At 61.7% G+C, this 23769-nt stretch carries 24 protein-coding genes; 13 read left to right on the top strand and 11 right to left on the bottom strand.

Features of this window, described 5'->3' with window-relative positions:
• Positions 1-40: 40 nt before the first annotated feature.
• The 3 genes from K6T12_RS18210 to K6T12_RS18200 all read right to left on the bottom strand — a co-directional run bounded on the left by K6T12_RS18210 (position 41) and on the right by K6T12_RS18200 (position 3229).
• Positions 41-802, bottom strand: coding sequence for a sulfite exporter TauE/SafE family protein (locus K6T12_RS18210; protein ID WP_255611886.1), 762 nt, complete (start codon positions 800-802; stop codon positions 41-43).
• The gene (locus K6T12_RS18205) at positions 799-2442 is read right to left on the bottom strand and encodes a Na/Pi cotransporter family protein (RefSeq protein WP_222224308.1); all 1644 of its coding nucleotides are present in this window, start codon (positions 2440-2442) and stop codon (positions 799-801) included. The genes K6T12_RS18210 and K6T12_RS18205 overlap by 4 nt, the downstream gene beginning before the upstream one ends.
• 85 nt (positions 2443-2527) lie before the next feature.
• Positions 2528-3229 (bottom strand): ComF family protein, encoded by a 702-nt coding sequence (locus tag K6T12_RS18200; RefSeq protein ID WP_222224307.1) that lies wholly within the window; start codon positions 3227-3229, stop codon positions 2528-2530.
• Positions 3230-3339: 110 nt separating this feature from the next.
• On the opposite strand from K6T12_RS18200, the gene bioB reads away from it, so the two are divergent.
• The 7 genes from bioB (at position 3340) to K6T12_RS18165 (ending at position 9238) form a co-directional block, all read left to right on the top strand.
• Complete coding sequence (gene bioB / locus K6T12_RS18195) at positions 3340-4389, top strand: biotin synthase BioB (RefSeq protein ID WP_222224306.1); 1050 nt, start codon at positions 3340-3342, stop codon at positions 4387-4389.
• Positions 4390-4401: 12 nt separating this feature from the next.
• Positions 4402-5559 carry an 8-amino-7-oxononanoate synthase gene (bioF, locus tag K6T12_RS18190; protein ID WP_222224305.1) on the top strand — a complete coding sequence of 386 codons (1158 nt, stop codon included), beginning with the start codon at positions 4402-4404 and terminating at the stop codon, positions 5557-5559.
• A 32-nt stretch (positions 5560-5591) separates the two neighbouring features.
• Positions 5592-6368 (top strand): pimeloyl-ACP methyl ester esterase BioH, encoded by a 777-nt coding sequence (bioH, locus tag K6T12_RS18185; RefSeq protein ID WP_222224304.1) that lies wholly within the window; start codon positions 5592-5594, stop codon positions 6366-6368.
• A complete protein-coding gene (bioC, locus tag K6T12_RS18180; RefSeq protein WP_222224303.1) occupies positions 6365-7171 on the top strand; it encodes a malonyl-ACP O-methyltransferase BioC in 807 nt (268 codons plus the stop codon). The genes bioH and bioC overlap by 4 nt, the downstream gene beginning before the upstream one ends.
• Entirely contained in the window at positions 7171-7869 is a 699-nt protein-coding gene (gene bioD, locus K6T12_RS18175; protein ID WP_222224302.1) for a dethiobiotin synthase, read from the top strand. The genes bioC and bioD overlap by 1 nt, the downstream gene beginning before the upstream one ends.
• A 75-nt stretch (positions 7870-7944) precedes the next feature.
• The gene (locus tag K6T12_RS18170; RefSeq protein ID WP_222224301.1) at positions 7945-8199 is read left to right on the top strand and encodes a hypothetical protein; all 255 of its coding nucleotides are present in this window, start codon (positions 7945-7947) and stop codon (positions 8197-8199) included.
• Positions 8200-8506: 307 nt separating this feature from the next.
• Positions 8507-9238, top strand: coding sequence for a putative metalloprotease CJM1_0395 family protein (locus K6T12_RS18165; protein WP_390879099.1), 732 nt, complete (start codon positions 8507-8509; stop codon positions 9236-9238).
• 63 nt (positions 9239-9301) lie between these two features.
• On the opposite strand, the gene K6T12_RS18160 is transcribed toward K6T12_RS18165, so the two are convergent.
• Positions 9302-10186 carry a helix-turn-helix domain-containing protein gene (locus tag K6T12_RS18160; protein WP_222224299.1) on the bottom strand — a complete coding sequence of 295 codons (885 nt, stop codon included), beginning with the start codon at positions 10184-10186 and terminating at the stop codon, positions 9302-9304.
• A gap of 150 nt (positions 10187-10336) precedes the next feature.
• Between K6T12_RS18160 and K6T12_RS18155 the strand changes: the two genes are divergently transcribed.
• Positions 10337-11230, top strand: a complete 894-nt coding sequence (locus tag K6T12_RS18155) for a DMT family transporter (RefSeq protein WP_222224298.1) — start codon at positions 10337-10339, stop codon at positions 11228-11230.
• A 1-nt stretch (position 11231) separates the two neighbouring features.
• On the opposite strand, the gene K6T12_RS18150 is transcribed toward K6T12_RS18155, so the two are convergent.
• From K6T12_RS18150 to xseA, 4 genes are all read right to left on the bottom strand, one after another.
• The gene (locus tag K6T12_RS18150) at positions 11232-11993 is read right to left on the bottom strand and encodes an alpha/beta fold hydrolase (protein ID WP_222224297.1); all 762 of its coding nucleotides are present in this window, start codon (positions 11991-11993) and stop codon (positions 11232-11234) included.
• Between the two features lie 101 nt (positions 11994-12094).
• Positions 12095-12721 (bottom strand): FKBP-type peptidyl-prolyl cis-trans isomerase, encoded by a 627-nt coding sequence (locus tag K6T12_RS18145; protein WP_222224296.1) that lies wholly within the window; start codon positions 12719-12721, stop codon positions 12095-12097.
• A 127-nt stretch (positions 12722-12848) separates the two neighbouring features.
• Complete coding sequence (locus K6T12_RS18140) at positions 12849-13685, bottom strand: M23 family metallopeptidase (protein ID WP_222224295.1); 837 nt, start codon at positions 13683-13685, stop codon at positions 12849-12851.
• Positions 13686-13688: 3 nt separating this feature from the next.
• Entirely contained in the window at positions 13689-15053 is a 1365-nt protein-coding gene (gene xseA, locus K6T12_RS18135) for an exodeoxyribonuclease VII large subunit (RefSeq protein ID WP_222224294.1), read from the bottom strand.
• A gap of 255 nt (positions 15054-15308) precedes the next feature.
• On the opposite strand from xseA, the gene guaB reads away from it, so the two are divergent.
• The 3 genes from guaB (at position 15309) to K6T12_RS18120 (ending at position 19421) form a co-directional block, all read left to right on the top strand.
• Positions 15309-16778 carry an IMP dehydrogenase gene (gene guaB, locus K6T12_RS18130; RefSeq protein WP_222224293.1) on the top strand — a complete coding sequence of 490 codons (1470 nt, stop codon included), beginning with the start codon at positions 15309-15311 and terminating at the stop codon, positions 16776-16778.
• Between the two features lie 97 nt (positions 16779-16875).
• A complete protein-coding gene (guaA, locus tag K6T12_RS18125; protein ID WP_222224292.1) occupies positions 16876-18456 on the top strand; it encodes a glutamine-hydrolyzing GMP synthase in 1581 nt (526 codons plus the stop codon).
• Positions 18457-18761: 305 nt separating this feature from the next.
• The gene (locus K6T12_RS18120) at positions 18762-19421 is read left to right on the top strand and encodes a LysE family translocator (protein WP_222224291.1); all 660 of its coding nucleotides are present in this window, start codon (positions 18762-18764) and stop codon (positions 19419-19421) included.
• 39 nt (positions 19422-19460) lie between these two features.
• On the opposite strand, the gene K6T12_RS18115 is transcribed toward K6T12_RS18120, so the two are convergent.
• The 3 genes from K6T12_RS18115 to K6T12_RS18105 all read right to left on the bottom strand — a co-directional run bounded on the left by K6T12_RS18115 (position 19461) and on the right by K6T12_RS18105 (position 21832).
• Entirely contained in the window at positions 19461-19697 is a 237-nt protein-coding gene (locus tag K6T12_RS18115) for a TIGR02647 family protein (protein WP_222224290.1), read from the bottom strand.
• Between the two features lie 356 nt (positions 19698-20053).
• Entirely contained in the window at positions 20054-21013 is a 960-nt protein-coding gene (locus K6T12_RS18110; RefSeq protein ID WP_222224289.1) for a DUF3179 domain-containing protein, read from the bottom strand.
• Positions 21014-21271: 258 nt separating this feature from the next.
• Positions 21272-21832 (bottom strand): hypoxanthine-guanine phosphoribosyltransferase, encoded by a 561-nt coding sequence (locus tag K6T12_RS18105; RefSeq protein WP_222224288.1) that lies wholly within the window; start codon positions 21830-21832, stop codon positions 21272-21274.
• A gap of 225 nt (positions 21833-22057) precedes the next feature.
• On the opposite strand from K6T12_RS18105, the gene K6T12_RS18100 reads away from it, so the two are divergent.
• Both K6T12_RS18100 and cysM read left to right on the top strand, forming a co-directional pair.
• Positions 22058-22561 (top strand): hypothetical protein, encoded by a 504-nt coding sequence (locus K6T12_RS18100; protein WP_222224287.1) that lies wholly within the window; start codon positions 22058-22060, stop codon positions 22559-22561.
• Positions 22562-22714: 153 nt separating this feature from the next.
• The gene (gene cysM / locus K6T12_RS18095) at positions 22715-23608 is read left to right on the top strand and encodes a cysteine synthase CysM (RefSeq protein ID WP_222224286.1); all 894 of its coding nucleotides are present in this window, start codon (positions 22715-22717) and stop codon (positions 23606-23608) included.
• The last annotated feature ends 161 nt before the right edge of the window (positions 23609-23769 follow it).

Raw genomic sequence — 23769 nt, 5'->3', positions numbered from 1 at the left:
ATTGCACTGGCGCCATTATATCAGGCGTCCCCTGGTGGCCCTAACCCATCACCCCGTCATAAACCAGCTTCAACCCGGTCAGCGTCAGCAGTCCGTAACAGCAGCGGTAGAACCAGTTCTCCGGGATACGGTGATGCAGCAGACTGCCGGCATAGACCCCCACCGGAGCCAACGGTGCCAGCACTGCGGCACTCCAAAGCGTCTCGCTATTGAACTGGCCGAGCAAGAAATAGGGCACCAACTTGATGAAATTGACCGACGCGAAGAACACGATGGTGGTGGCGACGAACAGGCTCTTGTCCAGCCGTTGCGGCAGCAGGTAGATGTTCAACGGCGCACCGCCGGCATGCACGCCAAAGCTGGTGAAACCGGCCAGGGTGCCCCAGACACCGCCGCGCCAGACGCTGACCGTTTGCGGCGCCAGCGGGCCGCGTCGCAGCAGGTAGTTGGCGACGAATCCCAGCGCCATCAGGCCGATCATCAGCTTGATCTGGCTGTCGGACAGGTAACGAAAGCCCAGCGTGCCCAAGCCGATGCCGAACAATGCCGCCGGCAACAGGATTTTCAGGTTGGCCCAATCGGCTTTGCCACGGAAGCGGCGCAGTGCCACCAGATCCATCAGGCAGAGGATTGGCAGCATGATCGCCGCTGCCTGTACCGGGGCGATCGCCATAGAGATCAATGGCACCGCGATCAGCCCCAGACCGCCGCCGAAACCGCCTTTCGACAGGCCGGTGATCAGTACCGCCGGAATGGCGGTCAGGTAGAACAGCGGGTTATCCAGCATTAATGGACTGCTCAATTTTCGACTTTCTTGGCGGGCCGCTGGAGCGGTTCACGATGCTGCATCGGCGTTAGCAGCGGCCAGTGACGGGCGCCCTTTTCCGCCTGTTGGGCCAACCGGTGGATATGACTAAGGGTATCCAGCAGCACGGCATGCTGCTTGGCTTTAATTCGGTGGGCGATGGCTGCGTCCAGAATTGCCTCCTTAATGCGTTGATAGTGCCGTTCCAAGGATTCTATCGCCTGATGGATCTCCGAGCTGGAGCGGTCGACTCGTTCCGAAATCTCGCACAGTTCGAGCAGCCGGGTTACCTCTGCCTCAAAGTCGAACAACTGGCGGCGCAGGCTTTCGTCGCTCAGTTCGGCGATGATCTGGTGCGGTTCCTCAAGGTTTTGCGCCAGCCGGGCAACTTCGGCGAAATAGCGGGCTACCCGAAGGGCCGCCGGCAGGATTTCGCTGATCTCCTCGCTGATCTGCTGTTCGGCGATCTTGCGGTTGAAGCGGGCGATCTCGTGGCTCAATTCGAATACCTGTCCTGCCTGCTGTGCCTGCACTGCGGGATCCGGTTGCTCGGCGCTGATCGCCGCGCGGGCCTGTTCCAGTGAGCTGCTGCTCAACCGGATCAGCTCCATCCGCATCGCTTCCACCGCCAATGAGGGCGTTGACAGGGTGGTCTTATCGAGAAACTGCGCCACGCCCTGGCGAGAGGTGCGTCTCTTAAAGCGCTTTTTCAGAAACCTTTCCAGCCGATCGGTCAGCGGCCACATCAACAATACCCCGGCCAGATTGAACAGGGTATGGAACAGCGCCAGCATAGCCAGATGGTCTTGGCCAGAGGGGCGTTGCTGCCACCAGAGGCTGGCCAGCATCAAGACCAGTAGACCGACGGTTCCGGTTGCCAGGTTGAATAGCACGTGGGCGGCGGCAATCCGTTTTGCATTGGCGGTTGCGGTCAGCGCCGCCATCACAGCGGTAGAGGTGGTGCCCAGGTTGGCGCCGATCACCAAGGCGCCGGCGGCAAGCAGGGTAATGCTGCCCGAGGCGGCCAGCGACAGGGTTATGGCCAATGCGGCGGCGGAGGATTGCAGCAGAAAGGTCAACACGAAACCGGCCAGCACAAACAGAGCCAGCGCTGGCAGACTATCGCCCAATGCGGTCAGTGGCAGGTTATGGTCCAGCCCGGCAAAACCGTCCTTTAAGTAACCCAGCCCGAGGAAGAACAGCCCGAAGCCAGCCAGTGCGAAGCCCACATGGCCGGTGCGTTTTTCACCCCCGACCAGCCGGACGACCATGCCGACGGCGATCATCGGCAGGGCCAGCGCGGCGATCTTAACCTTGAACCCGATCAGAGCCACCAGCCAGCCGGTCACCGTGGTACCGACGTTGCAGCCGTAGATGACTGCGATCGACTGGCCCAGGCTCAGCAGCCCGGCGTTGACGAAGCCGATGGTGGCCACGGTGACCGCCGTAGAGGACTGTACCAGAGCGGTAATCAGCGTGCCGGAGGCCAGGCCGCGCAGGCGCGACTCGGTAGCGGCGTTCAGTATCCGTTTCAGGGTTGGGCCGGCGGCGCTGCGCAGGCCGTTGGTCATCAGGTGCATGCCGAGCAGGAAAAGTCCGAGTCCGCCTGCCAGCTCACCGAGTCGGCTCAGTAACATGCTTGGTCCTCACTACTTCACGACGTGGATCTGCGAGGGACGTGCCGGTCGCTACTCCATCAGCTTGCTTGTGTGGGTCTGAACGCTAGGAGGGGTGGTCGGGAGTACGTGCGATTACCCAGCCTTCGACCCGACTAACCCCATGATATTTCAATAGCCGGGCGATTTCCTCCATGGTGGTGCCGGTGGTCATCACATCGTCGATCAGCGCGACATGCTGTGGCAGCGCCTGTTGCCGGGACAGTGCGAAGCTGCCGCGCAGATTACGCTGCCGCTCGACCCGGCTCAGCCCCATCTGCTGAGCGGTCGGCCTGACCTTGCACAGCAGGTCGTTGGCCAGTGGTATCTGTAGCTGGCGGCTGAGGTGGCGGGCCAGCAGCCAGGCCTGGTTGTAGCTGCGCTGGTATAGCTTGTCCGAGTGCATCGGCACCGCGACCAGCAGCTGGGGCATTGGCTTCGAGTCGACCAGGCGTTGAGCCAGTAACCGGCTCAACGCCGGCAGGTACTGCACACAGCGGTGGTACTTGATGGCACTGATCAGCTGGTCGATGGGGAACTGGTAGCGGCAGGCCGCCTGGATCCGGTCGTAGGCCGGCGGGCGGCGCTGGCAGTGACCGCAGGGCGCGTCGCTGGACAGGCTGCGGGGGAGGGCGCAGCGGGGGCAGCTGAGCCGCAGCCAGGGCAGATCCTGCCGGCAGGCCGGGCATATTCCCTCGGGCGCCGGTTGCAGGTGGCATAGAATGCAGTGTTGATTATTTGGCCAGTGGTTTACTATGTTTGGCAGCATTGGTTGACAGTTCCCTCTGTCTATCTATCATGGAACGCCTACGCGATCCGCCGGTTGCGGCTATTCGGCCGGGCATTCGGTTCGCGAAATCTTATAAGGGTGAGGGGAAGATGCAAGCTAAAGCACCGATTCGTCATAACTGGACCGAAAGCGAAGTCCAGGCACTGTTCGACCTGCCGTTCATGGACCTGATGTTCCAGGCACAGACTGTTCATCGCCAGTACCATGCGGCGAATCGGGTTCAGGTCAGCACCCTTTGCTCGATCAAGACCGGCGCCTGCCCGGAAGATTGCAAATACTGCCCGCAGAGCGCCCACTACAACACCGATCTGGAAACCGAGCGGTTGATGAAGGTGAAGGCGGTACTGCAGGAAGCGGCCGAGGCAAAAGCCAAAGGCGCCACCCGGTTCTGCATGGGCGCCGCCTGGAAATCGCCGCGCGCCAAGGATATGCCGTACGTGCTGGAGATGATCAAGGGCGTCAAGGATATGGGCTTGGAAGCCTGCATGACGCTGGGCACGCTGGATAAGGGCCAGGCGGCTGAGCTGGCCGATGCCGGGTTGGATTACTACAACCACAACCTGGATACCTCGCCGGAGTTCTACGGCAAGATCATCACCACCCGGACCTACCAGGACCGCTTGGATACCCTGTCCAACGTGCGTGAAGCCGGCATGAAGGTCTGCTGCGGCGGCATCATGGGGATGGGCGAAAACGAGCGTGACCGGATCGGCCTGCTGATGACCCTGGCCAACATGGAGGAGCACCCGGAATCGGTGCCGATCAACATGCTGGTAAAGGTGGAAGGCACCCCGCTGGATCAGGTCGATGACCTGGAACCGTTCGATTTCATCCGTACCATCGCCATCGCCCGCATCATGATGCCGGCCTCGGCGGTGCGCCTGTCGGCCGGTCGTACCAACATGAACGAGCAGATGCAGGCGATGTGCTTCATGGCTGGCGCCAACTCGATCTTCTACGGCGAGAAGCTGCTGACCACCGACAACCCGGAAGCGGATGCCGATAAGCAGCTGTTCAACAAGCTGGGCATCAACGCCGAGCAGGGCGAGGATGTCTCGAACGACGCTCACGAACAGGCAATTCTGCACAACCTGCAGGCGCAACAGGACGCGAAACTGTTCACCGACGCCGCCAAGTAAACGGGGGCGTCGATGTCATTCAACGATCTTCAGGCCGAACTGGCGCAACGAAAAACGGACGACCTCTACCGGGTGCGCCGGGTGCTGGAAAGCGCCCAGGCGCCGCAGGTGCGGGTCGACGGGCGCGATTACCTGGCGTTCTGCTCCAACGACTACCTGGGGTTGGCCAACCACCCCGAGGTGGTCGCTGCGTTGAAGAGCGCCGCCGACCGCTACGGCGTCGGCGGTGGCGGTCCTCACCTGGTCACCGGCCACAGCCTGCCGCACCATCAACTGGAGGAAGCGCTGGCGGAGTTCACCGGCCGCGAGCGGGCGATCCTGTTCTCCACCGGTTACATGGCCAATATTGGTGCCGTTAATGCGCTGCTCGACAAGCGTGATGCGGTGTTCCAGGACCGGCTCAACCACGCCTCGCTGCTGGATGCCGGTCTGCTGAGCGGCGCCCGCTTTCAGCGCTACCTGCATAACGATCCGGACAGCCTCGACGGCCGGTTGGCTAAGAGCGAGACCCGCCGCAAGCTGGTGGTGACCGACGGCGTATTCAGCATGGACGGCGATATCGCCGAACTGCCGGCACTGTGTCGGACGGCAGCTAAGCACCAGGCCTGGGTGATGGTGGACGATGCCCACGGCTTCGGCTGCATCGGCCGGGGTGGGCGCGGCAGCGTCGACCATTTCGGACTGGGCAATGACGATGTGCAGGTGCTGGTCGGTACGCTGGGCAAGGCGTTCGGTACTGCCGGCGCATTCGTCGCCGGTAGCGAGACACTGATCGAAACCCTGGTGCAGTTTGCCCGCACCTATATCTACACCACCAGCATGCCGCCGGCGGTGGCCGCCGCGACCCTGACCAGCCTGAAACTGTTGGAACGTGAGGAGTGGCGGCGTGAAAAACTGACCGCATTGATCGGCCGGTTCCGCGACGGTTGCAGCCAGCTGGGGTTGGAGCTGATGGACTCGCCGACACCGATCCAGCCGATCATGGTCGGCGAATCGGACCGGGCGCTGGCGATCAGCGCCGCGCTGGAGCAGCAGGGGATCTTCATCAGCGCCATCCGGCCGCCGACGGTGGCACAGGGCAGCGCCCGGCTACGGGTTACCCTCAGCGCCAGCCACAGCGAGCAACAGGTCGACCGGCTGCTGGATGCGCTGGAGATTGCCGGCCGCTAAGCGACCGGGCGTGGGAAATTAAGGAAACCGATATGAGCCTCTATCGTCAGACGTTTGCCGAGCCCGGCAAGCCGGAACTGGTGCTGCTGCACGGCTGGGGGATGCACTCCGATGTCTGGCAGCCGCTGATCGAGCCGTTGCGCCAACACTTCTCGCTGACCCTGTTTGATCTACCGGGGCTGGGACGGTCTACGACTTGTCCACAACCCTATACATTGGAAGCGCTGGCCGACAGTCTGCTGGCCGAAGCGCCAGCGCAGGCGCATTGGCTGGGCTGGTCGCTCGGCGGCAGCGTTGCCACCGCAGTGGCGGCCAAGGCACCGCAACGGGTGCTGAGCCTGACCACCCTGGCCTCCAATCCCTGTTTCGTACAGCGCGCCGATTGGCCCTGGGCGATGACTCGAGAGATTTTCGACGGCTTCCAGCAATCACTGGCTGACAATCCGACCAAGACGCTGAATCGCTTTGTCATGTTACAGACTCAGGGCGCCGACGCCGGCCGCGAAATCCTGCGCAGCCTCAAGGGGCTGCTGGCGCTTTACCCGGAGCAGCCCCCGGTCGCGCTGGCCGACAGCCTGGCGTTGCTGGTGGATGACCGGCGCGCGTTGCTGAGCGACGTGCAGTGTCCGATGCTGGCGCTCTGGGGCGAGCGTGACCAGCTGGTGCCGGCCGAGATCGCCGAGGCGATGGCCCAGTTGAAGCCGGATCTGCAACAGCAGGTCTATGACGGCGCCGGCCACCTGCCGTTCCTCTCCCATAGTGCGCAGTTTGTCGACCAGCTGTGTCGCTTTACTGGAGTGGCTGAATGAGCCGGCATCCGTCGACCGGGTCGGCCATCGACAAGGCTCGGGTGGCGGCCTCGTTCAGCCGTTGTGCCGCCAGCTATGACAGCGTCGCGCAACTGCAGCGTGATATCGGCCAGCAGCTGATCGACCAACTGCCTGCTGAAGCACCGGCGCGACTGCTGGATCTGGGCAGCGGCACCGGCTACTTCGGCGAACTGCTGCGGCAACGTTATCCACAAAGCCCGCTGCTGAGCCTGGATATCGCCGCCGGTATGCTGGCCTATGCCCGCGAGCAGCGGCCACTGGCAAATGCTCACTGGGTATGTGGCGATGCCGAGCAACTGCCGCTGGCCGATGATTCCATCGAGCTGGTCTTCTCCAGCCTGGCGATCCAGTGGTGCCAGCATCCCGAGCAGCTGTTTGCCGAGCTGGCCCGAGTGTTGATGCCGGGCGGCCGGGCGCTGCTGGCGACGCTGGGCCCGGAGACCCTGACCGAACTGCGCCAAGCCTGGGCGGCGGTGGACGATTACGTGCATGTTAACCGCTTTATTGGCGCCGACGCGCTGCAGCAGGCGCTGCCGGCCGGATTATGCGTCGAGCGGTTCGAAGAGCAGCGCCGGGTGCTCTGTTATCCACAATTGCGCCAGCTGACCCATGAACTCAAGCACCTCGGCGCCCATAATATGAACGCGGGCCAGCCGACCGGGCTGACCGGGCGCCAGCGGGTGCTGGCCTTGAAGCAGGCCTATGAACAGTTCCGGGATGAAAATGACCTGCTGCCGGCGACCTACCAGGTCTACTACCTGATTTTGCGTAAGGAATACTGATGGCGAAGCGTACTTATTTCGTGGCCGGTACCGATACCGATGCCGGCAAGACCCTGGTGACCGCCGGCCTGCTGGCGGCGGCCAACCGGCAGGGGCTGAAGACCATCGGCCTGAAGCCCGTTGCCGCCGGTTGCGAGCAGACCGAACAGGGGTTGCGCAACGGCGATGCGCTGCTGCTGCAGCAGACCGCCTCGGTCAAGCTGTCCTATGAACAGATCAACCCGGTGGCCTTCGAGCCGCCGATCGCCCCGCACATCGCGGCGGCCCGCGAAGGTCGTCAGCTGTCGGCCGACCGCCTGGCGGCGTTCTGCCGTGGCGCGCTGATGCAGCCGGCCGACCTGGCGTTGATCGAAGGGGCCGGTGGCTGGCGGGTGCCGCTCAATGCGCGCGAAACCCTGGCCCGACTGCCGCAGCAGCTCGGCACGCCGGTTATCCTGGTGGTCGGTATGAAACTGGGCTGCTTGAACCATGCGTTGCTGACCGCCGAGGCGATAGCCAGAGACGGCCTGACCCTGGCAGGCTGGGTCGCCAACCGGATCGACCCGCAGATGAGCTGCTACCAGGAGAACCTGGAGACGCTGACCGGCATGTTCCGGGCGCCGCTGATCGGCGAGGTGCCTTTCCTGGACGATCCAAAGCCGGAACATATCGCCGACTACCTGAAAATTGATAAATTTTATGATCTGAGTGCTGTTTAAAAAGTGAACATGCTGTTCATTTTGGCTACAATGGCCTGACTAGCATCCGCTTATGCTACTGACAGGGATACGCCAATGAACGTCACAAACGCACTGCAGTCAGGTCTGATCGGGCTTAACCGTACCTTTGACAACGTTGCCAAGGCGTCCGGTGATCTGACCGGTTCAGGGAAGCCGGAGCAGCCGGAGCAGGCCTCCGGCGTCAACAACGGCCCGGCCGTACAGGAAACCGATGTTGCTGCCGCCAGCGGTTCCGATCAGGTGGCGGCGACCAAGGTGGTCACCGAAACTGAGCAGACACTCGGCGGCAATATCGATCTGCACGTCTGAACTGACCTGAGGTCAGCCGGGTGATGTCATGCAGCTTAGTGCAGCCTCTTCACTAACGAACCAGCCAGTCAACGCGCAGGCGGTGAGCCGGCTCGATCCGGCTCATGCTCTCGCCGGCCCATCCCCGGTATTACCTGCTGCATCTTCAACCAGCACTCCCGTCGGCACGGCCGGCAACGAACTGCACTCATCCGGCAATACCGTAGCCAGCGCCTCGCCACTACAGGGCGGTGTGGCTGCGTACCGGGTGATATCTTCGCTCGGAACGGCGCCTGCTGTTGCAGAGACGGAATCCGGTGCGCATGCCGTGGCAGGCGGGTCGGATGAAACGGATGATGAAACGCAGTCCGCAGCTGTCAGCTCGGAACGGTCCAGCGAAACCGAGAGCGACAGTGGTTATACCGAACAGGAGCTGCAGGAGATCGAACTGCTGGCCACCCGGGACCGGGAGGTGCGCCAGCATGAGCAGGCCCATGCCGCGGCCGGCGGCCAATATGCCGGCGCGCCCAGTTATGAACTGACCCGTGGTCCGGATGGCCGGATGTACGCCACCGGGGGGGAGGTGATGATCGATACCTCCGAGGTGCCTGGCGATCCGGTGGCGACCATCCAGAAGATGCAGACCGTGATCAGCTCGGCACTGGCACCGGCGGAACCCTCCAGTCAGGATCGTCAGGTGGCCGCCGAAGCCACGGCGATGATGCAGCAGGCGCAGGCTGAATTGGGCCGGGCGGAGCAGAGTGACGAGTCGGATGAAGTAGATGAAGTGGCTGAAACCGACGAGTCGGCAGAGGCGGCTGAAGCCGACGACATTGACAGTGGCAGCCGTAGCGATTCATTGGCCGGTAGCGCGCAGAATAGTGATAGTGCCGGCAGTCGATTGGCATCGCAGGCTTCCGACCGTTGGGGTGCCCAATCCCATACCCTCCACTCGTTCCAGCCCAGCGCCGAACAGCAGGCCTTGGAGCGTCGGCTGATGAGCAGCGGCGTCCTGGCCGAGTCGTCATCCGTTGGCAGCCTGATCGAGCAGATGGTCTGATTCTTCAGTCCTTCCGCCAAACTATCTTTTGTCTCTCTTCGTCTTTTAGTCTTCGCCGTGAATTTAGCCGAGTGCCCGGCGCAGCTGGCCCGGTGTCATCGCATAGCGGGTCTTGAAGCGCTGGTTCAGGTGGCTCTGGCTGGAAAAACCGCAGCGCAGAGCGATCTCGCTGACCGATTTCTCATTGTCACAGAGCAGGTTGTGGGCGCGGGCCAGCCGCCGTTCCAGCACGTACTGGTGCGGTGATTGACCGGTGGATTTTTTGAACATCCGGGCGAAGTGATATTCGCTGAGGCCGGTTACCGCCGCCAATTCGCTCAGCAGCAGCGGCTGCTCGAGGTTCGCTTCGATGTAATCCTGCACTCGGCTGCACTGGTAGGGCGCCAGGCCGCCGCGGATCTCGGCCGGCGGCTGGAAATCGCTACTGTAGTGCTTCAGCAGGTGCAGCATCAGCATCTCGCCGGCGCTGGACAACGCCAGTCGGTCGGCGTTGTCCTGCCAGTTTAGCGGCAGCATCAGTTGACGGCAGAGGGTGTGGATCCAGCTGTCGTCGACGAAGGTCAGGTCCTGCAGCTCGAGGGTGCGGCTGTCGCGATCGGAGATCCGTTCGGCCAGCCGTTTCAGATGCTGCTGGTCGAAGTACAGGTGCAGGAAGCTGAGCGGACTGTTGATCTGCCAGTGCGACTGGTGGCCGGCCGGCATCAGGCAGATCCGCCCCGGCGCGCCACCGCGAACAACCTGTCGACCGACCAGTCGTTGACACTTCAGGCCGCCATCCAGGTAGCAGCTGAGCGTGTGGTGCTCGGGGCCCAGGTAGGTGTTCTCATCCTGGTTGTTGCTCCAGATCGCAACGCCGACCCCGTCGCCCAGTGCCACCGCCTGCTGCAGGTTGGCGCGTGACTGGCTCAGTCGGCGGAAGATGTGGTTGTCGGGCAGGCTGTTGTTCATAGCCTAAATGTACCCGGCAAGCCGAGCACGGCCAATCCGCCCGGCAAAGAAAAGCGCAAGATTCTGTAAAAACGACAGCTTTGCACAAGACCCTGAAGCGGGTCGCAGCGATACTGGCCGGCCTGACTATCTTTTGTATCGGAGCGCCATGTGAACGGCTTTCTCTATCTGCTGACGGTATCGATCTGGGGCACCACCTGGATCGCGATCAAACTGCAATTGGGTGTGGTGGCAGTCGAAGCGTCGATGCTGTACCGCTTCGCCCTGGCGGCTCTGTTGATGGTGGCCGGTATCAGCCTGCTGCGCCGCTGGCACCCGATGAGCCGGCGCGATCACCTGTTCTGCCTGGCGCAGGGCGCCTGCCTGTTCTGTTTTAATTTCTACTGTTTCTACAATGCCACCGCCTATATCAGCAGCGGCATGGCGTCGGTGCTGTTTTCGATGGCGACGGTCAGCAACAGCCTCTTCGCCTGGCTGTTTTATAAGCAGCGGCCAACCTTGCGGGTGCTGTCGGGTTCGCTGGTGGGCGTACTTGGCGTCAGCGCGATGCTGTGGCCGGACCTCAGCGGCGATCGGGGCAGTGAGCAGCTGCTGGGTGTGCTGCTGGGACTGCTGGGTACCCTGCTGTTCTCGCTCGGTAACATGATCTCGATGCGACACCGCCGACAGAGCCTGCCGCTGCCGACCACCAATGCCTGGGGGATGATCTACGGTGTGACGCTGATCTGCGGGCTGGTGCTGCTGCGGGGCGTCGAGCTGAGCTTCGATCCGTCGCCAAGCTATGTCTGGTCGCTGTTCCATCTGGCGGTGCCGGGCACGGTGGTGGCGTTCGCCGCCTACCTGAGCCTGGTTAACCGGATCGGTCCGGACAAGGCGGCTTACAGCACGGTGATGTTCCCGACGGTGGCGTTGCTGATCTCGACGCTCTACGAGGGCTACCAGTGGACTCCGGTGGCGGTGGTTGGTTTCGTGCTGGTGTTGCTGGGCAACCTGCTGATCTTCGCCCGGTTGCCGCAGCGCCGGCCGGCTGTGGCGCCGGCCTGAATCAATCGGCCAGGAAGTTCAGTACGATGCGGCTGAACTGGGCCGGTTTCTCGGCGTGCGGCCAATGGCCGGCGCCGTCGATCATCTTGTAGCCGGCGCTCGGGAACAGCGCCACCACCTGGTCGCGATAGGCGGGGACCAGGTAGTCGGAATTGGCGCCCTTGATAAACAGGGTCGGGCCCTGGAAGGCATCACCGCTGGGGGCTTCGCTGATCCGGCCGTACTGCTGGTGCAGGCTGGCCAGGTTCATCCGCCAGGCGAACTGTTTCTGTTCGGTGCGGTACAGGTTTTTCAGCAGGAACGCCCGTACCGACGGTTCTTCGACATGGATCGCCAGCTGGCGGTCGGCGTCGCCGCGCGAACCCAGCTCGGCCAGGTCGATGGCGAACAGCCCCTTGAAGACGTCGTCATGGTGAGCCGGATACTGCACCGGGGCGATATCCACCACGATCAGCTTGTCGATCCGTTCCGGGGCATTCAAGGCCAGTTGCATCGCCACCTTGCCACCCATCGAGTGGCCCAGCAAATGGGCGGATGGCAGCTCCAGTTGGTCCATCAGTTCGACAATATCCTGCGCCATGCTGGCGTAGTCCATCTGCTCGCTGTGCGGTGAACGGCCGTGATTACGCAGGTCGACGGCGATCACCCGGTAGTGCTCGGCCAGCGTCTTGATCTGGCTGCCCCAGTTTTCCAGGGTGCCGAACAAGCCGTGCAGGATGATCAGCGGTTGGCCGCTGCCGTGGATCTGATGATTGAGCTGCATATCGGAATACTAACGGAATCGGAGTTACAAAAACGCCATCGTTGCCGGGCAGGCAGCGATGGCGTGCTGAACGCGAGCCTGTCGGCTCGTGCCGGTCGGGCTTACAGGATATCCAGCAGCTCGACGTCGAATACCAGCGTGGCGTACGGCGGGATACCGCCCGGCGAACCCTGGGCACCGTAGGCCAGGTTGTACGGGATGTGCAGTTTCCACTTGGCGCCTTTGTTCATCAGCTGCAGCGCTTCGGTCCAGCCGGCGATCACGCCGCCCACCGGGAACTCGGCCGGCTGGCCACGCTCGTAGGAGCTGTCGAAGGTACGGCCGTCGATGAAGGTGCCGTGGTAGTGAACGCGCACGGTGGACTCGGCCGCCGGCTTGCCGCCGTTTTCGTCGCCCGCTTCGACCACTTCGTACTGCAGGCCGGATTCCAATACCTGAATCTCGTCACGCTTGGCATTGTCGTCCAGGTACTGCTGGCCGACCGCCATCGCCTGCTTGGCTTCGGCTTCCTGCTTTTCGCGCAGGCGCTCGTTGATCACGTTGAAGGCTTCCTGGATCTGCTCGACCGGCACCCGCAGGGCTTCACCGGCCAGGGAGTCGGAGATACCTGCCGCGATGGCGTTGACGTTAATACCGTCAAAGGCGTTCTGGGCCAACTGGTCACCCATCTGACGGCCGATACCGTAGCTGGCGCGCTGTTCAATCGTTTCGAAGTTCTGTTCAGACATCTGTTTTCCAAATCGTTAAGTGCGCGCCGCGGTATTACGTCACGTCTTCGCGTCGGCGTGTCCGACGCGCAGGCTAAAGGTTATGGGGACGCGGTAATGCCATTTCAAGTGCGCATTGCCGCATTGCTCAGCGTTGGTCCAGGAACAGCAGCGGGTCGACCCGGGTGTTGTTCAGGCTGACGCTCCAGTGCAGATGCGGGCCGGTCACCCGGCCGGTCTTGCCGATCGCGCCGATCAGGTCGCCGGTCGCCAGCTTGTCGCCCGGTTTCACGTCGATCCGGCTCATATGGCAGTACATGGTGGTCAGGCCGTGGCCGTGGTCGACGATCACCGTATTGCCGTTGAAGAAGTAGTTGCCGGTGGTCAGCACGGTGCCAGCTGCCGGCGCTTTGATCGGCGCCCCTTCGGGGGCGGCGATGTCGAGCCCGCTATGCGGCTTGCGCGGCTGCTCGTTGAAGAACCGCTTCAGCCCGAACGGGCTGCTGAATGGCCCCTCGGCCGGCAGTTCGAAGCGGGTGACCGGTTGAACCGGGGCAGACCAGTGCTGGAACGCGTCGGTCATCTCCTTTTTCTCGCGGGACCAGCGCTTGATGTCCTCCGGGTCGGGATTGACGTGGCGCTTATTCTTCACGGTCAGGTACTGGGCGCGATATGCCTTGTCATCGATCTCGAAGTAATAGGAGGTGGCGTTGGCGCGCAGGTGCTGTTTCCGGTCCGGTTTGGCGCCGAGCGGGATACCGGCGATGGCGACCCACTTGGCCTGGCTGGCCAGCGGCGTGCCGGTGCTGGGTACCACCATCACCCGTTGGGCCTTGTACCACGCGGACGGGGCCTGATCGCCGCTCAGGCCGGTCAGCGGGATCAGCGCGATGCCGCCGGGTACGCGGGACTCCTTCGGCAGCGCCAGCGCCGTTGCGCTGAACAGGGTCATCAACAGGGTTGCCAGCAGCGGGCGGAAAAACATGGCTCACTCCTTCTCAGTCAATATCTCGGTGACGGTGCTACGCAGGCGGCCCCGGTGCAGACGGCTCTCCAGCTGCATGCCGACGCTGGCTTCACTGGCGTCGCGGACCACCCGGCCCGCGCCGGTCTGCACGATGGCATAGCCGCGCTCAAGCGTAGCCAGTGGGCTGACGGTGTGCAGCTGGCCGGCCGTCGCCCGCAGGCGCAGTTGGCGGGCCTGCAGCTGTTGTTGCAGCTGTTGCTGAAGTTGGTGGCTCAGCTGCTCCACTTGTTGCCGTTTCAGCTGGATCTGTCGTTGCGGCGCACAGAGTGAAAGCCGCTTATCCAGTGAGGCCAGTTTCAACTGGCGTTGCTCCAACCGGCGCTGCAAACTGCGCCGCAAGCGCAGTTCCAGATCGTCCAGCCGCTGGGCCCGCTGGCGCAGCCGCTCGCCGGGGTGACGCAGCCGGGCACGCAGCGCCAGCAGCCGTTCGCGGCGCTGTTGCAGGCGCTGTTTCAGCTGGCGGCTCAGCCGGACCTGCAGTTGATAGAGCTGGCTGCGCAGGGCAGTCTGGTCCGGGCTGAGCAGTTCGGCGGCGGCGGAAGGGGTGGCGGCGCGCACGTCGGCGACAAAGTCGCTGATCGACAGGTCGACCTCATGCCCCACCGCACTGACGATCGGCAGTTCACTGGCATGGATGGCCCGCGCGACCCGCTCGTCGTTGAATGGCCACAGGTCTTCCAGCGAGCCGCCGCCGCGACCGACGATCAACACATCGCACTCGCCGTGGCGGTTGGCCAGCTCGATGGCCCGGCAGATCTGCGCCGGCGCCTCCTCGCCCTGTACCGCGGTCGGGTAGAGGGTCACCGGCAGGCCGGGGAAGCGGCGTTTCAGCACCGTCAGGATATCGTGGATCGCGGCGCCGGTCGGCGAGGTCACCACACCGATATGGCTGGCGTAGGTCGGCAGCGGTTTCTTATGGGCCGGGTCGAACAGCCCCTCCTGCTGCAGCTGAGCCTTGAGCTGCTCGAACGCCTGCTGCAGCAGGCCGACGCCGCTTTCGGTCATATGCTCGCAGATCAACTGGTAGTCGCCGCGCCCTTCGTACAGGCTGACCTTGGCGCGGACCACCACCTGGTCGCCGTCTTTCGGGCGGTAACGCAGCAGCTGGTTGCGGTTGCGAAACATCGCGCAGCGTACCTGGGCGTTGGCATCCTTCAGCGTGAAGTACCAGTGGCCGGAGCTGGGCCGGACGAAGTTGGACAGCTCGCCCTGCACTTCGATGGTCAGGAAGGAGCGTTCCAGCAGGCTGCGTACCTGCCGGTTCAGTTCGCTGACACTTAGCGCATGGGAGGAGGCTGGTCTGTCAAAGTGGGTTCGGGTGGTCATGGGGCCACATGGTAACCGCCGAACCGGTCGGAGGACAGAGGTGATCGACGGTGGATTGGGGCGCTTTTTCGGCCTTTGGCACGGCTTAATGTAACGCAGGCTGAACAGCGCTGCCGTCGAATTGTAACCTTGCCGGTATAGATTGGCCGATCCCCAGTTGAAGCCCGCTGACGGCCGGTTCCGCCGTTGTGGCCGGAGGCTGATTGCTGTAGAATTTCGCGTTTAATTTTTCCCATAGAAACAGGCTGGCTGAGAATGTTGCGAATCGTTGAGGAAGCTCTCACTTTTGACGATGTGTTGCTGGTCCCGGGCTACTCTGAAGTACTGCCTAAGGACGTGTCACTGAAAACTCGTCTGACCAAAGGTATCGAACTGAACATTCCACTGGTATCCGCTGCGATGGATACGGTGACTGAGTCCCGCCTGGCGATCGCGATGGCACAGGAGGGTGGTATCGGTATCATCCATAAGAACCTGACCATCGAACAGCAGGCTGCCGAAGTTCGCCGCGTGAAGAAGTATGAGGCGGGTGTGGTGGTTGATCCGGTTACCTGTTCCTCTGATATGACCGTCGGCGAGCTGAACGCGCTGTCCAACGAGATGGGCTTCTCCGGTTTTCCGGTGGTCGACGACGGCGAGCTGGTCGGTATCGTGACCAGCCGTGATGCCCGCTTCGAGAAGAAGCTGGAAGCGTCCGTGGCGTCCATCATGACCCCGAAAGAGCGCCTGGTTACCGTTAAGGAAGGCGCCGACCCGGACGACGTGCGCAACCTGCTGCGCAAGCATCGTATCGAGAAGATCCTGGTGGTCGACGACGCATTCAAGCTGCGTGGCATGATGACCGTCAAGGACATGAACAAGGCGCAGACCCACCCGAACGCGGCCAAGGACAGCCAGGGCCGACTGATCGTCGGTGCGGCGGTTGGTACCGGTCCGGAAACGCCGGATCGTGTCGAGGCGCTGGTCAAGGCCGGTGCCGACGTGATCATCGTCGATACCGCCCACGGCCACTCCAAAGGTGTAATCGACCGCGTTGCCTGGGTGAAGCAGAATTTCCCGCAGGTGCAGGTGATCGGCGGCAACATCGCGACTGCTGAAGCGGCCATCGCGCTGGCTGAAGCGGGTGCGGACGGTGTCAAGGTGGGCATCGGCCCGGGCTCCATCTGTACTACCCGTATCGTGGCCGGTATCGGTGTACCGCAGATCAGCGCCGTGGCCAACGTGGCAACTGCGCTGAAGGAGCGCGGTGTGCCGGTCATTGCCGACGGCGGTATCCGTTTCTCCGGTGACCTGGCGAAAGCGGTTGCCGCGGGTGCCTCGGCGATCATGGTCGGCTCGATGCTGGCCGGTACCGACGAAGCGCCGGGCGAAGTCGAGTTGTACCAGGGCCGTGCTTTCAAATCCTACCGCGGCATGGGCTCGCTGGGGGCGATGGCGCAGAGCACCGGTTCTTCCGACCGTTATTTCCAGGATGCCTCCAAGGGGGTTGAAAAACTGGTGCCGGAAGGTATCGAAGGCCGCGTTCCCTGCAAGGGACCGATGGGTGGGGTGGTACACCAGCTGATGGGCGGTCTGCGCTCTTCGATGGGCTACACCGGTAGCTCGACCGTCGAGGAGATGCGTACCCTGCCGCAGTTCGTACGTATCACCAACGCCGGTATGCAGGAGAGCCACGTTCACGACGTGAGCATCACCAAGGAAGCGCCGAACTATCGTATCGGTTAATCGAATTTATCTCCGAAAGATGGGGCGGTGCCTGACCGCCCCGTTTTTTTTTTGGCGGTCGCCATGAGGGTGCCGCGAACGGTGGAGACACTGAAACATGACACAAGATATTCATGCTCATAAGATCCTGATCCTGGATTTCGGCTCTCAGTACACCCAGCTGATCGCCCGTCGTGTGCGCGAGATCGGCGTGTACTGCGAGATCTACGCCTGGGATATGGATGAGGCGGATATCCGCGAATTCGCACCGAAAGGGATTATCCTGGCGGGTGGTCCGGAATCGGTCACCGAAGACGGTTCGCCGCGCGCGCCGCAGCTGGTGTTCGAGCTGGGCGTGCCGGTGCTGGGTATCTGCTACGGCATGCAGACCATGGCCGAACAGATGGGCGGCAAGGTGGAAGGTTCCGACAAGCGCGAATTCGGTTACGCCCGGGTACGCCTGGCGGATTACCCGAGCCGCCTGCTGGAAGGGATCGACGACCATATCGCCAACAACGGTTCGCTGTTGCTGGACGTCTGGATGAGCCACGGCGACAAGGTCACCGAGTTGCCGAAAGGTTTCAGCGTGATCGCCTCCACCGAGTCGGCGCCGATCGCGGCCATGTGCAATCCGGAGAAGAACTTCTTCGGTGTACAGTTCCACCCGGAAGTGACCCACACCAAGCAGGGCGGCCGCATCCTCGAGCGTTTCGTACGCGAGATCTGTGAAGCCGAAGTGCTGTGGACCCCGGCCAACATCATCAACGACCAGATCGACAAGGTACGTGCCCAGGTGGGCGACCGCAAGGTGCTGCTCGGCCTGTCCGGCGGTGTCGACTCGTCGGTGGTAGCGGCGCTGCTGCACAAGGCGATCGGCGACCAGCTGACCTGCGTATTCGTCGATAACGGCCTGCTGCGCAAGCACGAGGGTGATCAAGTGATGGACATGTTCGCCAAGAACATGGGCGTCAAGGTGATCCGCGCCGATGCTGAAGAGCTGTTCCTCGGCCGCCTGGCCGGCGTCAATGAGCCGGAAGCCAAGCGTAAGATCATCGGCAACACCTTTATCGAGGTGTTCGATGATGAAGCGACCAAGCTGACCGATGTTAATTTCCTGGCCCAGGGCACCATCTACCCGGACGTGATCGAGTCTGCCGCCGCCAAGACCGGCAAGGCGCACGTGATCAAGTCGCACCACAATGTCGGTGGCCTGCCGGAAGATATGCAGTTCGAGCTGGTCGAGCCGCTGCGTGAACTGTTCAAGGACGAGGTCCGCAAGATCGGCCTCGAGCTGGGTCTGCCGTACGACATGGTCTACCGTCACCCGTTCCCGGGCCCGGGCCTGGGGGTCCGTATCCTCGGTGAGGTGAAGAAAGAGTACGCCGATATCCTGCGTGAAGCCGATGCGATCTTCATCGAAGAGCTGCACAAGGCGGATTGGTACCACAAGACCAGCCAGGCATTCGCGGTATTCCTGCCGGTTAAATCGGTAGGCGTGGTCGGCGACGGCCGTCGCTACGAATACGTGATCGCGCTGCGGGCGGTGGAAACCGTCGACTTCATGACCGCGCGCTGGGCACACTTGCCGTACGAGCTGCTGGAAACCGTCTCCAGCCGGATCATCAACGAGATCCCGCACGTCTCCCGCGTCACCTATGACGTCAGCTCCAAGCCGCCGGCCACTATCGAGTGGGAATAAACCGGTTTGCGCTTGATTGAGCGCATCTGATAAAAAGCCCGTGCTGCCACCGCCGCACGGGCTTTTTTTGCCTTGTAGGGTGGGCACGTTTTTTGTGCCCAGGCGGCGATTGTTCCTGATATAGATGTTTCTCGCTAATTCACCGTTAACCGTTCTGAGTTATCAGATAGGCTGTCTGCCTGGACCGTTTACGGATTACCGCTGTTACCGTTGCTGAGCGCAGACTGCTTTCAGGCATCTCGCCGACGTCGACAAGATCGGCTATTCTGGCCGCCTCCAAGAATTTTTCAGGGATGGACCTGGCGATGACATTGCTGGAATGGTTGCTGTTTCTGCCGGTGGCGCAACTGATTGCGCTGACCCCCGGCCCCAACAATTTCTTCGCCATGCGCAATGGCGTCCAGCACGGTGTACTGGCGGCAGTACTGGCCACCACCGGCCGGGTGCTGGCGTTCGCGATCCTGATTACCATCAGTGCGGTCGGATTGGGCGCCATGCTGGCTTCGTCGGTGTTGGCGTTCACCATCCTGAAGTGGGTCGGTGCATGCTATCTGATCTATCTCGGTATCCGGATGTGGCGCAACTCGACACAGGAGTCGCAGGCGATGGTGGCGGATACCGCTGAGCAGGCCACCGGACCGATGCCACAGTTGTCGCTGGCGCAGCTGCGTCGGCTGACCAGTCAGGAGTTTCTGGTGGCGATCAGCAACCCCAAGGCGATCCTGCTGTTCTCGGCGATCTTTCCGCAGTTTATCGATCCGGCCAAGCCGACCACCATGCAGTTCGTGCTGCTCGGCGGCGGCTATCTGCTGACCGAGTACGGCGCCAGTCTGGTGTACGGTTTGGGCGGCCGTCAGCTGGGCCGCTTGGTGAAAAGCTCCACCGGTGCCCGGCGTTTGAACCGGGCGACCGGCGGCTTCTTTATCGGCGCCGGAGGGGTGCTGGCGGCGTCCAGTCAGGGCTGAGCCGGCGTGGGTTCTGCGTTGCCGGCTCCCGGCAGCTGATTATTGATCCTTTAAGATACCGAGCAACGCCTGGGTGTGTTCGGCGGCATCGCGACCGAGACCGGTCAGGTAGCCGCCATCGACCTGGGTGACCAGGCCCTTGTGATAGAGCCGCTCGGTGGCGGCGATCGCGTCCTCGGCGGCGGTATGGTGAACCTTGATCCCCTCCTGGCTGGTACTGAGGTTGAAGAGCGCCAGTATTTTCAACTCTTCGACGAAATCTGTTGAGATCGGCATAAGCATTCCCCTACGACTATAAAGCCGGCGCGCCGAGACGGTGCGCCGGATGGTTCCTTTAGATTCTATCTACCCTAGCAGCCTGTCGGGCCTAACACTAATCTAATCGGCTCTGGCTTCCTGCTTCGCCCTAACTCCTGCATCCATGCAGTCGTGTGGGAAAAAACGGATATTGGTTATCTTTTTCGAGCGATTTCGTTAAATGGCTCGCTATTCGCCTCAATCGTTCGAAAAATCTGCCTCAATTCCGTTTTCCCTCGCTACGATCGGTCAAGCCCGACAGGCTGCTGGTGCAAAACCGTTTCGATTGCTGCTGTTTTATTCGGCATCGATCGGTCTTTGGCCGAGTGGTGGGCTTATTCAGCCGGTGGGTATTGGAACACCTCGGTCTTCGGATAGAACGTGTACCAGGCAAACCAGAAGGCGTTGATCGCCGGCAGCAGTTGGTTGTCGCGCAACCGGGTAATCGAGCCGGTACGGGCGCTGGCGTCAAACCGTAGCAGCAGCTGCTCGCCGGCAAAACTGTCGCGCAACTCATGCTGCCCGGTGCGGGCCAGTTCGGCAAATGGATAGGCCTTTTGTCGGTCGTTTATGGTGATCCCCAATACCCGCTCTTTGGGATGGTAGCGCTTGCTGAGGAACTCCACCGGGAAGAACAGTACGGTGCTGTCGTCGTAGCCGCTGTAAGGGTCGCGATCGTAGTTTCGCTTGAAGCCGGTATCACGCGATAGCACCTGTCCCTGTGGATAGCGTTGTCGCCAGGCTTGCCAGGTCATCTGCTGCAGCGGTAGCAGGCGTAATTTGGAGCCGGCCACCGGGCCTGTGACCGCCTTGGCGAGAATTTGCGACCAGAGCGAGTCGGTCTGGCGGTCATATAGCAGCACGTCGCTGTTGTAGAGCAGGCCGGAGACACCGAAGGTAAAGCTCTGACCTTCGACCGAAGCGAGAAATGCCATACCGGTACCACAAAGCGGGCAGTAAGTGATCACTACCGACTGGTCGCCAAAGGAATCGTTGACCACCTCGTGCCAGTTCAGGATGGCGATTGGATAGCCCTTGGCCTGGCCATCGATCTCCAATGCCAGTAGTTGAGACTGGGAGTGCAGCCAATCGATGCTGTCCGCGCTGACGAATTTGGGGTTGTCGATAGCTGGAATGCCATCCTTGGGGGGGCCGCCAGGCAGGATCTGCTGGGCTGGAATCAGGCTGTTGCGCAGATCGAAATCATTGTACCTGTCGCGACCGACAACCGCCTGTGTCAGCGAGGGCAGCAGCAACAGGACCAACAGGATGAGGACGACGCGCTGATAGCTCATAACGATATCTGTAGCCGCATGGACACGGAAAGCTGCCTTTCGCTGGGGACTCCTGATAAGTGTAGTTGCTGTGGTGCTGTCACCGGGCTGGTGGGGTGGATAGTTGGGAGGCAATGTGTCGATAGCGGATGCGGTCAACCGGCTGTCGCCATGGCGGACACTGTCGGCTGGACAACTGTTAACTCGACTTTGTTAATTGAAAAAAAGACCCGCTGTGAGAGGCGGGTCTTTTTATGATGATAAAGCGGGTGGGGAGGCTTACATCCCTTTGACGGCGAAGATGCCCGGTGCGTTGCGCCAGTAGCCGTGGTAGTCCATGCCGTAGCCGAAGATGTAGCGGTCTTCGATCTCGATGCCGATATAGTGGGCCTGCATCTCCGGGCGAGCCTTGCGGTCGTGCTTTTTATCGACCAGCACGGCGATACGGACATCGCTGGCGCCCTGCTCTTTGCAGAAATCGACAATGGCTGCCAGGGTGTGACCCTCATCGAGGATGTCGTCGACAATAAGTACCGGGCGGTCGCTGAAATCGATATGCGGGCGAACCTTCCATTCCAGTTCGTGGCCGTTGGTGGTATTGCGATAGCGGGTGGCGTGCATGTAACCGGCTTCCAGCGGGAAGTTCAGCTTGGTCAGCAGCTTGCCGCCGATTACCAGGCCGCCGTTCATGATGGAGAAGATCACCGGGTTGGCGTTCTCCCAGTCTGCGGTGATGGAGGCCGCCATGGCGTCGATCGCCTGCTCTACGTCTGCTTCACTGTGCAGCAGGTCTGCTTCAGCGTAAACCCGCTTGATATGTTCCATATCGGTGTTGGACATACTATCGCCTGTTTTCGGTTAGCACCCGTTGTACAACGGTGGTGACAAAATGAAAACGCGCCACGATATAGCGCTTTGCCCCGGTTGGCAAGTGAACAGAATTGATACAGGTCAGAGGCCGCTCTTTCTTGCCCTTTGCTGCGGTATAATCTGGTTCTGTGGCCCTGCTCGGGAGTTTCTACCGGTTCTGCCGGGGCCGTTCGCGAATGCAGGATTTTATGACCGATGCTGACACTGACGGTATTTACCTTCCGGCTGGATTTTGACGAGGACCGTATCCGGCTGCTGGCCGCCAGCGAGGATGGCCGGCAGCGGCTAGCGTTCTGGCTGACCCGACGGATGACCGACAACCTGTTGCGCAACTCGCAGCACTGGCTGACCCAGCAATATGCGGCAGCGGTCAACGTGCCCAGCCATGCCCAGGGCGATCTCTACGAGCTGTACCATGACCAGGCGCGGGAGTCGTTCGAACAGCAGCAGGCGATGACCCGTAGCAAGCCGGTGGAGCAGGTGGAGCATACCGAGCTGTTGCGCCGGCTGGATATCCAGAAGGGCGAGGACGACCAACTCAAACTGCTGTTTTTCAGCGGCGAGGAGGTTGATGCCTGCTCGTTGATGACGGTTGATTACTTCCACCAGTGGTTGCACGTACTGCAGCAGAAAAGCGAGGAGATGGGCTGGAGCCTGACCCCGCCAGCGGTTCCGCAGGGGAGCTATTCGCTGCAGTAAGCGGCTCTGCCGGGACGGATTGTCCCGGCGCGCCGACCTCTGCTATGATCCGTTATCCGCATGAAAGGCATAAAATATCCTTTTTTTATTCTGTTGGGTTATTAGCTTGTAACAAGGCTGACAACCTGGCGCGTAATCGCTGAGGTGATTCGAATGCAAGTTGAATTCCCGACCATCGAGGATTATGTCGGTAACACGCCGCTGGTGCGCCTGCAGCGGCTGGGCCAGGGGCGAGGCAATACCATCCTTTGTAAGCTGGAGGGCAACAACCCGGCCGGCTCGGTAAAGGATCGGCCGGCGCTGTGCATGATCCAGTTGGCCGAGGAGCGCGGCATGATCAAGCCCGGCGATACCCTGATCGAGGCGACCTCCGGCAATACCGGTATCGCCCTGGCGATGGCGGCGGCGATCAAGGGCTACAAGATGAAGCTGATCATGCCGGATAACATGAGCCTGGAGCGCAAGGCCTCGATGACCGCCTATGGCGCCGAGCTGATTGAGGTCAGCCGGGAGCAGGGTATGGAAGGTGCCCGTGACCTGGCCGCGCATCTGCAGGCCGAGGGCGAGGGCATTGTGCTGGACCAGTTCGCCAACCTGGACAACCCGGAGGCGCACTATCGCGGCACCGGGCCTGAGATCTGGCAGCAGACCCAGGGTACGATCACCCACTTCGTCAGCTCGATGGGCACCACCGGTACCATCATGGGTACCTCGCGCTATCTGAAAGAGCAGAATCCGGCGATAGAGATTGTCGGCCTGCAGCCGAGTGACGGCTCGCAGATCCCCGGCATTCGGCGCTGGCCAGAGGCCTACCTGCCGAAGATCTTCGATGCCAGCCGGGTAGACCGGGTACTGGATATCGACCAGCAGGATGCCGAGCAGACCATGCGTGCGCTGGCCCGCGAAGAGGGGATCTTCTGCGGGGTCTCTTCCGGCGGCGCGGTGGCCGGCGCCTTGCAGTTGGCTGCGCAGGTGGAGAACGCGGTGATCGTTTGCATCATCTGCGACCGTGGTGACCGCTACCTGTCCACCGGGGTGTTTAACTGACGGCTCTACGTTTAGCAGAGTGAAAAAACGGCCGCAATAGCGTAATGCCGATCAGTTAAGCTCTTTAACTTGCTGATCAGGCAAGAGAAAATCCGGAATCCATGTTAAGGGTTCCGGATTTTTTTATGCATTTCAGTCAGGCAGTGGATGCCATCTCTCGC

Source organism: Marinobacterium arenosum, assembly GCF_019795155.1.
Classification (GTDB): domain Bacteria; phylum Pseudomonadota; class Gammaproteobacteria; order Pseudomonadales; family Balneatricaceae; genus Marinobacterium_C; species Marinobacterium_C arenosum.
This window is presented reverse-complemented; position numbering and strand designations above follow the sequence as displayed.

Excerpts from the sequence above, each read along its gene's own strand:
- K6T12_RS18205 (WP_222224308.1), bottom strand. The coding sequence starts at position 2,442 with ATGTTACTGAGCCGACTCGGTGAGCTGGCAGGCGGACTCGGACTTTTC.
- K6T12_RS18200 (WP_222224307.1), bottom strand. The coding sequence starts at position 3,229 with ATGCTGCCAAACATAGTAAACCACTGGCCAAATAATCAACACTGCATT.
- bioB (WP_222224306.1), top strand. The coding sequence starts at position 3,340 with ATGCAAGCTAAAGCACCGATTCGTCATAACTGGACCGAAAGCGAAGTC.
- bioF (WP_222224305.1), top strand. The coding sequence starts at position 4,402 with ATGTCATTCAACGATCTTCAGGCCGAACTGGCGCAACGAAAAACGGAC.
- bioH (WP_222224304.1), top strand. The coding sequence starts at position 5,592 with ATGAGCCTCTATCGTCAGACGTTTGCCGAGCCCGGCAAGCCGGAACTG.
- bioC (WP_222224303.1), top strand. The coding sequence starts at position 6,365 with ATGAGCCGGCATCCGTCGACCGGGTCGGCCATCGACAAGGCTCGGGTG.
- bioD (WP_222224302.1), top strand. The coding sequence starts at position 7,171 with ATGGCGAAGCGTACTTATTTCGTGGCCGGTACCGATACCGATGCCGGC.
- K6T12_RS18170 (WP_222224301.1), top strand. The coding sequence starts at position 7,945 with ATGAACGTCACAAACGCACTGCAGTCAGGTCTGATCGGGCTTAACCGT.
- K6T12_RS18160 (WP_222224299.1), bottom strand. The coding sequence starts at position 10,186 with ATGAACAACAGCCTGCCCGACAACCACATCTTCCGCCGACTGAGCCAG.
- K6T12_RS18150 (WP_222224297.1), bottom strand. The coding sequence starts at position 11,993 with ATGCAGCTCAATCATCAGATCCACGGCAGCGGCCAACCGCTGATCATC.
- K6T12_RS18145 (WP_222224296.1), bottom strand. The coding sequence starts at position 12,721 with ATGTCTGAACAGAACTTCGAAACGATTGAACAGCGCGCCAGCTACGGT.
- K6T12_RS18140 (WP_222224295.1), bottom strand. The coding sequence starts at position 13,685 with ATGTTTTTCCGCCCGCTGCTGGCAACCCTGTTGATGACCCTGTTCAGC.
- xseA (WP_222224294.1), bottom strand. The coding sequence starts at position 15,053 with ATGACCACCCGAACCCACTTTGACAGACCAGCCTCCTCCCATGCGCTA.
- guaB (WP_222224293.1), top strand. The coding sequence starts at position 15,309 with ATGTTGCGAATCGTTGAGGAAGCTCTCACTTTTGACGATGTGTTGCTG.
- guaA (WP_222224292.1), top strand. The coding sequence starts at position 16,876 with ATGACACAAGATATTCATGCTCATAAGATCCTGATCCTGGATTTCGGC.
- K6T12_RS18120 (WP_222224291.1), top strand. The coding sequence starts at position 18,762 with ATGACATTGCTGGAATGGTTGCTGTTTCTGCCGGTGGCGCAACTGATT.
- K6T12_RS18115 (WP_222224290.1), bottom strand. The coding sequence starts at position 19,697 with ATGCCGATCTCAACAGATTTCGTCGAAGAGTTGAAAATACTGGCGCTC.
- K6T12_RS18110 (WP_222224289.1), bottom strand. The coding sequence starts at position 21,013 with ATGAGCTATCAGCGCGTCGTCCTCATCCTGTTGGTCCTGTTGCTGCTG.
- K6T12_RS18105 (WP_222224288.1), bottom strand. The coding sequence starts at position 21,832 with ATGTCCAACACCGATATGGAACATATCAAGCGGGTTTACGCTGAAGCA.
- K6T12_RS18100 (WP_222224287.1), top strand. The coding sequence starts at position 22,058 with ATGCTGACACTGACGGTATTTACCTTCCGGCTGGATTTTGACGAGGAC.
- cysM (WP_222224286.1), top strand. The coding sequence starts at position 22,715 with ATGCAAGTTGAATTCCCGACCATCGAGGATTATGTCGGTAACACGCCG.